This is a genomic window from Malikia sp., assembly GCF_028687635.1.
Classification (GTDB): domain Bacteria; phylum Pseudomonadota; class Gammaproteobacteria; order Burkholderiales; family Burkholderiaceae_C; genus Malikia.
In genome coordinates this window covers 24,790-32,358 of record NZ_JAQTZS010000030.1, presented here as the reverse complement: position 1 = coordinate 32,358, position 7,569 = coordinate 24,790, and the positions used below count along the sequence as shown (strand labels likewise).

Sequence of the window (7,569 nt, the reverse complement as noted above, 5' to 3'; positions counted from 1 at the left end):
CGGTGCACATGGATCTCGGCGTCGGGCGTGCAGTCGACGTTGATCACCGCGTCGAGCTGGGCGATGTCGAGCCCGCGCGCCGCCACATCGGTCGCCACCAGCACCGAGCAGCTGCGGTTGGCGAACTGCACCAGCACCTGGTCGCGCTCGCGCTGGTCCAGCTCGCCATAGAGCGCCAGCGCCGCGAAGCCCTGGCCCTGCAGCAGCGCGACCAGGTCGCGGCATTGCTGCTTGGTGTTGCAGAAGGCCAGCGTCGACTCGGGCCGGAAATGGTTCAGCAGCCGCGCCACCGTCGCCAGCCGCTCGCTGTGCTTGACCTCATAGAAATGCTGGCGGATCTTGTCGGCCGCATGCTGGGCCTGCACCTTGACGTTCTGCGGCGCGCGCATGAACTGCGCCGCCAGCCGGTCGATCCCTTCCGGGTAGGTGGCCGAGAACAGCAGCGTCTGGCGGTCCGCCGGGCAGAGCTTGGCGACCTGGGCGATGTCGTCGAAGAAGCCCATGTCCAGCATGCGGTCGGCCTCGTCGAGCACCAGGGTGCGCACGGCGGCCAGGCTCAGGTGGCCGCGCTCCAGATGATCCAGGATGCGGCCCGGCGTGCCGACCACGACATGGGCGCCATGCTCCAGGCTCAGGGTCTGGCCACGCAGCGCGACGCCGCCGCACAGGGTCACGACCTTGATGTTGCCGTGCGCGCGCGCCAGCCGGCGGATCTCCAGCGTGACCTGGTCGGCCAGCTCGCGCGTCGGGCACAGCACCAAGGCCTGCACCTGCCACTGCGCCGGGTCGAGCTTCTCGACCAGCGGGATGCCGAAGGCGGCGGTCTTGCCGCTGCCAGTGCTGGCCTGGGCGATCAGATCGCGCCCCGCCAGCGCCAGCGGCAGGCTGGCGGCCTGGATCGGCGTCATCGCGCTGTAGCCGAGCTGGCCCAGGTTGTCCAGGGTGGAGGCGGCCAGCGACAGCTGGCTGAAGGCGGCACCGGCGGTCGCGTTTTTCAAGGATTCGTTCATCTGTCGATTATCGGCGCGGGCGTTCTTGAGCGACAGGGCCGGGGTGGCGCCGGGTAACGATTTGTGCCGCACCATGAGGAATCCGGCACTGTCTCGGCGCTGTCTCGGCACTGGCGCGCCAGACGGCTCAACAATGCTCGCGGATATGGCGCATCGAGTGCAGGTAGTGGTAAGCGATCTGCCCGTCGGTATAGCGGTAGCGCTCGCCCACCGGACAGGCATTGCGCGCCAGGCAGCGGTCCAGGCAGGATGAGCCGGGCTGCTTGCGCCAGTCCAGGCAGGCCTGCAGCCGCCAGGAGCCGCCCGGCTCGGACGCCAGCGCACCGGCCGGACAGGCGCCGAGGCAAGGCTGGTCCACGCAACTGGCGCAGGGCGATCCGGCCTCGCGCCTGGGCGTGACGGGTAGCGCGGTATCGGCCAGCAAGACAGCACGGTAGGCAAACCAGCTGCCCCACTCGGCATCGACACCGACCCAGAACGGCGAGGCCTGATGCCAGCCCGCCAGCGCCCCCAGCCGCTGCAGCCCGACCGGCGCCGGCCCCGGAAAGACCTGACGCCATTCATGGACCGGCAGCGTATCGGACATCCAGGCCGCGACCCGCTCGGTCACGAACTGGTCTACCGGATGCGCGCCATGCATCCCGCGCCGCTGCAGCGCGTCCCAGAAATCGCGCCCCAGATGACCGATCAGGATCAGCTGACGAAAGCGCGCGAGCGCCTTGTCGTCCAGGCCCAGCGTCGCCAGCAAGCCAGGCGGCAGATCGGCGAGGTCGAACACCGCGTGCAGGTTCAGGCCGGATCGAGCCAGTGATGCAAAGCAAGCTGGACTGCCATCAGCGACCGGCAGACAGGCAGCAGAGGCCGCCAGGGATAGGTCCTGTCCCATGGCTCAGGCGCTCATCTGGATTGGGATCGTGACCGGCCCGTCGTTGACCAGTTGCACTTTCATGTCGGCCGCGAAGATGCCGGTCTGCACGACCGGGTGTGCGGCGCGGGCCTGGGCGACGAAATAGTCATAGAGCCGGCGGCCCTCGTCGGGCGCGGCGGCCTGGCCGAAGCTGGGCCGGTTGCCGCCCGAGGTATCGGCCGCCAGCGTGAACTGGCTCACCAGCAGCAGGCCGCCGCCGACGTCCAGCAGGCTGCGGTTCATCTTGCCGGCCTCGTCGGAGAAGATGCGCAGCTTGAGTAGCTTGGCCAGCAACTTGTCCGCCACCGCCTCGGTGTCGCCGCGCTCGGCGCACAGCAGCACCAGCAGGCCCTGACCGATCTCGCCGACGACCGCGCCGTCGACCACCACGCGCGCTTCGCTGACGCGCTGCAATACCGCCTTCATGCCTTTGCTCCGGATTGATTGATCGATTTCATGTGACGGATTGTCGCGCCGGCCCGGTTGGCCCTTGAGCGGGCCGCGCGCATCGGCGACATTATCGACATGTCGACCTCCCAGAAAATCCCAGCGCAGGACCGCCCGGCCAGCGGCAGCGACGCGCTGCAATGGACCCAGGCCCTGCTGGACGGCAGACGCACCACGCTGCCCAAGCGCCTGCAGTCACCCGGACCCGACGCGGCGCAGCAGGCCGCCATCCTGACCGCAGCAGCGGCAGCGCCCGACCATGGTCAGCTGCTGCCCTGGCGCTTCATCGAAATACCGCAGGACAGGCGTGCCGAGCTGGCGCAGGCCTTCGCCGCCGCCCTGCTGGAGCGCGACCCCGATGCCAGCACCGACGAGCAGGCACAGGCGCGCGAAAAGGCCTACCGCGCGCCCTGGCTGCTGCTGGCGGTCTGCCGCTTGCGCGGCGGCGACCCGGATATTCCCGGACAGGAGAGACTGCTGTCGGCCGGCTGCGCGATCCAGAACATGCTGCTGCTGGCCAGCGCGGCGGGCTACGGCTCGGGCCTGACCAGCGGCAAGGCGCTGACCTCACAGGCGCTGCGCCAGCTGTTCGCGCTGCACGACGACGAGGACGCGCTGTGCTTCATCAACTTCGGCACGGTATCCGAAGTCAGGCGCGGCAAGCCCAGGCCCGACAGCTCGGCCTACTTCAGCCGGCTTGGCGACTGAAGCGACAGCTTGAGGATCAGGCCAGCGTCACGCGCGCGAACTTGCGCTTGCCGACCTGCACCACGAAGGTACCGGCATCGAGCTTGAGGCCCTTGTCGCTGACGACCGAGCCGTCGACACGCACACCGCCGCCGTCGATCAGGCGGTTCGCCTCGCTGGTCGAGGGCGCCAGGCCGGCCGATTTCAGCAGCGCCCCGATGCCCAGCGGCGCGCCCGCCAGCGCCACCTCCGGGATCTCGTCCGGCACGCCACCCTTGCTGCGGTTGATGAAGTCCTGCTCGGCCGCGTCGGCCGCCGCCGCGCTGTGGAAGCGCGCGGTGATCTCCTTGGCCAGCGCGACCTTGGCCTCCTTGGGGTTGGCGCCCTGGGCGATCGCCGCCTTGAGCGCGGCGATCTCGGCCTCGCTGCGGAAGGACAGCAGGGTGTACCACTTCCACATCAGCACATCGGAAATCGACAGCACCTTGGCGAACATGGTGTTGGCCGGCTCGGTGATGCCGATGTAGTTGTGCTTCGACTTCGACATCTTGTCGACGCCGTCCAGGCCTTCGAGCAGCGGCATGGTCAGGATGCACTGCGGCTCCTGGCCGTACTCGGCCTGCAGGTGGCGGCCCATCAGCAGGTTGAACTTCTGATCGGTACCGCCCAGCTCCAGATCGGACTTGAGCGCGACCGAGTCGTAGCCCTGCATCAGCGGATACAGGAACTCGTGCACCGAGATCGGCGTGCCGGCCTTGAAGCGGTCGTGGAAGTCGTTGCGCTCCATCATGCGCGCGACCGTGTACTTGGCCGAAAGCTGGATCATGCCCACCGAGCCCAGCGGCTCGCACCACTCGCTGTTGTAGCGGATCTCGGTCCGTGCGGGGTCGAGCACCAGGCTGGCCTGCTTGTAGTAGGTCTCGGCGTTGAGCTTGATCTGCTCGGGCGTCAGCGGCGGGCGCGTGCTGTTGCGCCCCGACGGGTCGCCGATCAGGCTGGTGAAGTCGCCAATCAGGAAGATCACCTGGTGCCCCAGATCCTGCAACTGGCGCATCTTGTTGAGCACCACGGTGTGGCCGATGTGGATGTCGGGCGCGGTCGGGTCCAGCCCGAGCTTGATGCGCAGCGGCTGGCCGCTGGCTTCGCTTTTCACCAGCTTCTTGATCCAGTCGGCCTCGGGAATCAGCTCCTCGCAGCCACGCCGGGTCACGGCCAGCGCGTGCTGGACGCGATCGGACAGCGCGGGCGCAGCCTTGCCAATTGTCAGATCTTCGTCTTTCCCGGACTCAACTTGTTCATTCATAAGGGGTTTTCCAGTTGCGGCTTTCCGTGGCCTGGGTAAAATGGGAAAATAGCTCTCTGTGAGCCGGATTTTAATTGGCGCGCCTCCTGTCTCCAGGCAGGCGCTGTCCGTACCGGCATGCGCCGCGTTACTGGCGGCATCTCTCCCTTTATCGCAGCGGCCGGATTCAACCCGCTGTCACCGGATTTACCCTTTGATGAAATCACGTATCGAACTGCTGGTGCGAGCCACGCAGCGCCACCCGCGCCGTTTGATGGCCGGGCTGGGCGCCCTGCTGCTGGGCACCGGCGTCACCGCGGTCGCGGTGGCCCCACTGGCGCCAGACGCCACCGAGCTGCCGGTGCGGCAGGTGGTGGAGTCCGTCTCGCCCTTGCTGGCGGCTCCGCTGGCTCAGGCAACGAGCGCCACCCCGGCGCCCTTCGTGCTGTTCCGCAGCGACCTGACCCGGCGCGACGACTCGGTGCAAAGCCTGCTCAAGCGCCTCGGCGTGCGCGACAGCGCCGCCGCTGCCTTCCTGCGCGGCGACCAGACCGCGCGCGTGCTGCTGACCGGCGACGCCGGCAAGCTGGTATCGGTCGAGACCGATGGCGAGGGCCTGCGCGGCCTGACCGCGCGCTGGCTGCCCGACGAAGAAGGCAAGCATTTCTCGCGCCTGGTGGTCGAACGCGGCATCGGCAATACCTTCGCGTCACGGCTCGAACTCGCGCCGCTCGACCGTTCGGTGCGGCTGGCCAGCGGCACCATACGCCACACCCTGTTCGAGGCCACCGACGCCGCCCGCCTGCCCGACAGCGTGGCGGCCCAGCTCGCCGACCTGTTCGCCAGCGAAATCGACTTCCGCCGCGACCTGCAACCTGGCGACCGCTTCCACGTCGCCTACGAGACGCTGGAAGCAGACGGCGAGGTGCTGAGCCACGGCCAGCTGCTCGGCGCCGAGTTCATCAACGCCGGCCGCAAGCACCAGGCGATGTGGTTCCAGGAGCCCGGCAGCAAGGGCAACTTCTACACGCTGGACGGGCAAGGCCTGCAGCGCGCCTTCCTGGCCTCGCCGCTGAGCTTCTCGCGCGTCAGCAGCGGCTATGGCATGCGCTTTCACCCGATCTCGGGCAGGCAGAAGGCCCACCTGGGCGTGGACTTCGCCGCGCCGACCGGCACGCCAGTGCGCTCGGTGGCCGACGGCCTGGTGGAGTTTGCCGGCTGGAAGAACGGCTATGGCAACATCGTGATCGTGCAACACGGCGACCAGAAAAGCACCGCCTACGCCCACCTGAGCCGCATCCATGTGCGCCAGGGCCAGCGGGTCGAACAGAGCGCCCTGATCGGTGCGGTCGGCAGCACGGGCGCATCCACGGGTGCGCATCTGCACTTCGAATACCTGGTCAGGGACCAGCATCAGGATCCCCTGCTGCTGGCGCGCGCGCGCGACGGCCAGCCGGTCTCGGCGGCAGCCAAGGGCGAATTCAAGCGCGTGGCGCAGGCGATGCGCCAGCAGCTCGCCGCCGCCGCCACGGTGGTACAGGCCAGCGCGCAGTAAGCCATGCCCGATCCTACAGCCGGCCAGGCGCTCTACATCGGTCTGATGTCCGGCACCTCGCTGGACGGCGCCGATGGCGTGCTGGTCGATTTCGCCGCACAGCCGCCGCGCGTGCTGGTCAGCCACGGCCTGCCCCTGCCTGAAAACCTGCGCGCCGAACTGCTCGCGCTCAACGCCAGCGGCCCGGATGAACTGCACCGCGCCGCGGTCGCGGCCCACCAGCTGACCCGGGTCTACGCCGAGGTCGTGCAGGCGCTGCTGGCGGACAGCGGCACCGATCCCCGCGCGGTGCGCGCGATCGGCGCCCACGGCCAGACCGTGCGCCACCACCCGCCCGGCGCGCGGCTGCGCGGGCAACGGGTCGACGCGCGGAATCCCGCTTTTCCGCCCTACACGCTGCAGCTCAACGCCCCCGCGCTGCTGGCCGAGTTGAGCGGCATCGCCGTGGTCGCCGACTTCCGCAGCCGCGACATCGCCGCTGGCGGCCAGGGCGCGCCGCTGGTGCCGGCCTTCCACCGCGAGGTCTTCGGCCAGGCGGAGGCGTCGGTCGCGGTGGTCAACATCGGCGGCATCGCCAATGTCACCGCGTTGATGGGCGACGGCCGCGTGCTGGGCCTGGACACCGGCCCCGGCAACATGCTGCTCGACCTCTGGTGCCTGCGCCACACCGGGGCACCCTACGACCGTGGTGGCGCCTGGGGCGCCAGCGGTCGCGCCGACGACGCGCTGCTGGCGCGCCTGCTGGCCGAGCCCTACTTCGCGCTGCCAGGCATCAAGAGCACGGGGCGCGACCTGTTCCACGCCGGCTGGCTGGAGCAGCAGCTGCAGGGTTTCGCGCCGCTGGCGCCGGCGGACGTGCAGGCCACGCTGGTCGAGTTGACCGCGCGCAGCATCGCGCAGACCCTGCGCCGCCTGGACTGGGGCAAGCAGGCGCTGTCCGAGCTGCTGGTCTGCGGCGGCGGCGCGCGCAACGACGCGCTGATGGCCGCGCTGCGCCGCGAGCTACCCGCCTGCCCGGTGCAGACGACGGCCGAGCGCGGCTGGCCAGTCGATCTGGTCGAGGCCGCCGCCTTCGCCTGGCTGGCCTGGCAGACACTGCAGGGCCAGCCCGGCAACCTCGGCGCCGTCACGGGCGCGGCCGGGTCGCGCATCCTCGGCGCGATCTACCCGGCCTGACCATAAAAACAAAAGCCCGCAGGCGGCCAGCCGGCGGGCTTGAGGTGGTGCGCTCGCGCGCTGCAGGCCGGATCCAGCCCGGCCGAAGTTCAGACCGTGAAGCTGGAGCCGCAACCACAGGTGGTGGTCGCGTTCGGGTTCTTGATCACGAACTGGGCGCCCTGCAGGTCTTCCTTGTAGTCGATCTCGGCGCCGACCAGGTACTGGTAGCTCATGGCATCGATCAGCAGCGAGACACCGTTCTTGGTCATCACCGTGTCGTCCTCGTTGACGATCTCATCGAAGGTGAAGCCGTACTGGAAGCCCGAGCAGCCACCGCCCTGGACGAAGACGCGCAGCTTGAGGTCGGGGTTGCCCTCTTCGGCGATCAGGTCGGCCACCTTGACTGCGGCGCTGTCAGTGAAGACCAGTGGGGCGGGCATTTCGGTATCAACGGCAACGGCTTGTTCGCTCATGGTGTGCAACCCTAGAAATCAGAAGGAATGGGGAATACTATAGCAAAAAA

General features: G+C 68.9%; 8 protein-coding genes. 3 read left to right on the top strand and 5 right to left on the bottom strand.

Going from position 1 to position 7,569, the window contains the following annotated elements; genetic code table 11:
* The 3 genes from dbpA to dtd all read right to left on the bottom strand — a co-directional run.
* A partial coding sequence (dbpA, locus tag PHR85_RS13625) for an ATP-dependent RNA helicase DbpA (protein ID WP_300055220.1) occupies window positions 1-1,010 on the bottom strand: 1,010 nt, incomplete at its 3' end.
* 127 nt (window positions 1,011-1,137) lie between these two features.
* Window positions 1,138-1,896: a hypothetical protein gene (locus PHR85_RS13620; RefSeq protein ID WP_300055215.1), complete on the bottom strand. Its 759-nt coding sequence runs from the start codon at window positions 1,894-1,896 to the stop codon at window positions 1,138-1,140.
* Between the two features lie 3 nt (window positions 1,897-1,899).
* Window positions 1,900-2,343: a D-aminoacyl-tRNA deacylase gene (gene dtd, locus PHR85_RS13615; protein ID WP_300055212.1), complete on the bottom strand. Its 444-nt coding sequence runs from the start codon at window positions 2,341-2,343 to the stop codon at window positions 1,900-1,902.
* Window positions 2,344-2,442: 99 nt separating this feature from the next.
* On the opposite strand from dtd, the gene PHR85_RS13610 reads away from it, so the two are divergent.
* On the top strand, window positions 2,443-3,072 hold the full coding sequence (locus PHR85_RS13610; RefSeq protein WP_300055209.1) for a nitroreductase family protein: 630 nt from the start codon (window positions 2,443-2,445) through the stop codon (window positions 3,070-3,072).
* A 16-nt stretch (window positions 3,073-3,088) separates the two neighbouring features.
* On the opposite strand, the gene tyrS is transcribed toward PHR85_RS13610, so the two are convergent.
* The gene (gene tyrS / locus PHR85_RS13605; RefSeq protein WP_300055207.1) at window positions 3,089-4,354 is read right to left on the bottom strand and encodes a tyrosine--tRNA ligase; all 1,266 of its coding nucleotides are present in this window, start codon (window positions 4,352-4,354) and stop codon (window positions 3,089-3,091) included.
* Between the two features lie 196 nt (window positions 4,355-4,550).
* On the opposite strand from tyrS, the gene PHR85_RS13600 reads away from it, so the two are divergent.
* Together PHR85_RS13600 and PHR85_RS13595 are read left to right on the top strand one after the other, a co-directional pair.
* On the top strand, window positions 4,551-5,888 hold the full coding sequence (locus tag PHR85_RS13600; RefSeq protein WP_300055204.1) for a M23 family metallopeptidase: 1,338 nt from the start codon (window positions 4,551-4,553) through the stop codon (window positions 5,886-5,888).
* Window positions 5,889-5,891: 3 nt separating this feature from the next.
* Window positions 5,892-7,064, top strand: a complete 1,173-nt coding sequence (locus PHR85_RS13595) for an anhydro-N-acetylmuramic acid kinase (protein ID WP_300055201.1) — start codon at window positions 5,892-5,894, stop codon at window positions 7,062-7,064.
* 89 nt (window positions 7,065-7,153) lie between these two features.
* Here PHR85_RS13595 and erpA read toward each other — a convergent pair whose 3' ends face one another.
* A complete protein-coding gene (erpA, locus tag PHR85_RS13590; RefSeq protein WP_300055198.1) occupies window positions 7,154-7,519 on the bottom strand; it encodes an iron-sulfur cluster insertion protein ErpA in 366 nt (121 codons plus the stop codon).
* Window positions 7,520-7,569: the final 50 nt, after the last annotated feature.

What these genes read in the sequence shown, in the direction of transcription:
- PHR85_RS13620 (WP_300055215.1), bottom strand. Translation starts at nt 1,896, where the DNA reads ATGGGACAGGACCTATCCCTGGCGGCCTCTGCTGCCTGTCTGCCGGTC.
- dtd (WP_300055212.1), bottom strand. Translation starts at nt 2,343, where the DNA reads ATGAAGGCGGTATTGCAGCGCGTCAGCGAAGCGCGCGTGGTGGTCGAC.
- PHR85_RS13610 (WP_300055209.1), top strand. Translation starts at nt 2,443, where the DNA reads ATGTCGACCTCCCAGAAAATCCCAGCGCAGGACCGCCCGGCCAGCGGC.
- tyrS (WP_300055207.1), bottom strand. Translation starts at nt 4,354, where the DNA reads ATGAATGAACAAGTTGAGTCCGGGAAAGACGAAGATCTGACAATTGGC.
- PHR85_RS13600 (WP_300055204.1), top strand. Translation starts at nt 4,551, where the DNA reads ATGAAATCACGTATCGAACTGCTGGTGCGAGCCACGCAGCGCCACCCG.
- PHR85_RS13595 (WP_300055201.1), top strand. Translation starts at nt 5,892, where the DNA reads ATGCCCGATCCTACAGCCGGCCAGGCGCTCTACATCGGTCTGATGTCC.
- erpA (WP_300055198.1), bottom strand. Translation starts at nt 7,519, where the DNA reads ATGAGCGAACAAGCCGTTGCCGTTGATACCGAAATGCCCGCCCCACTG.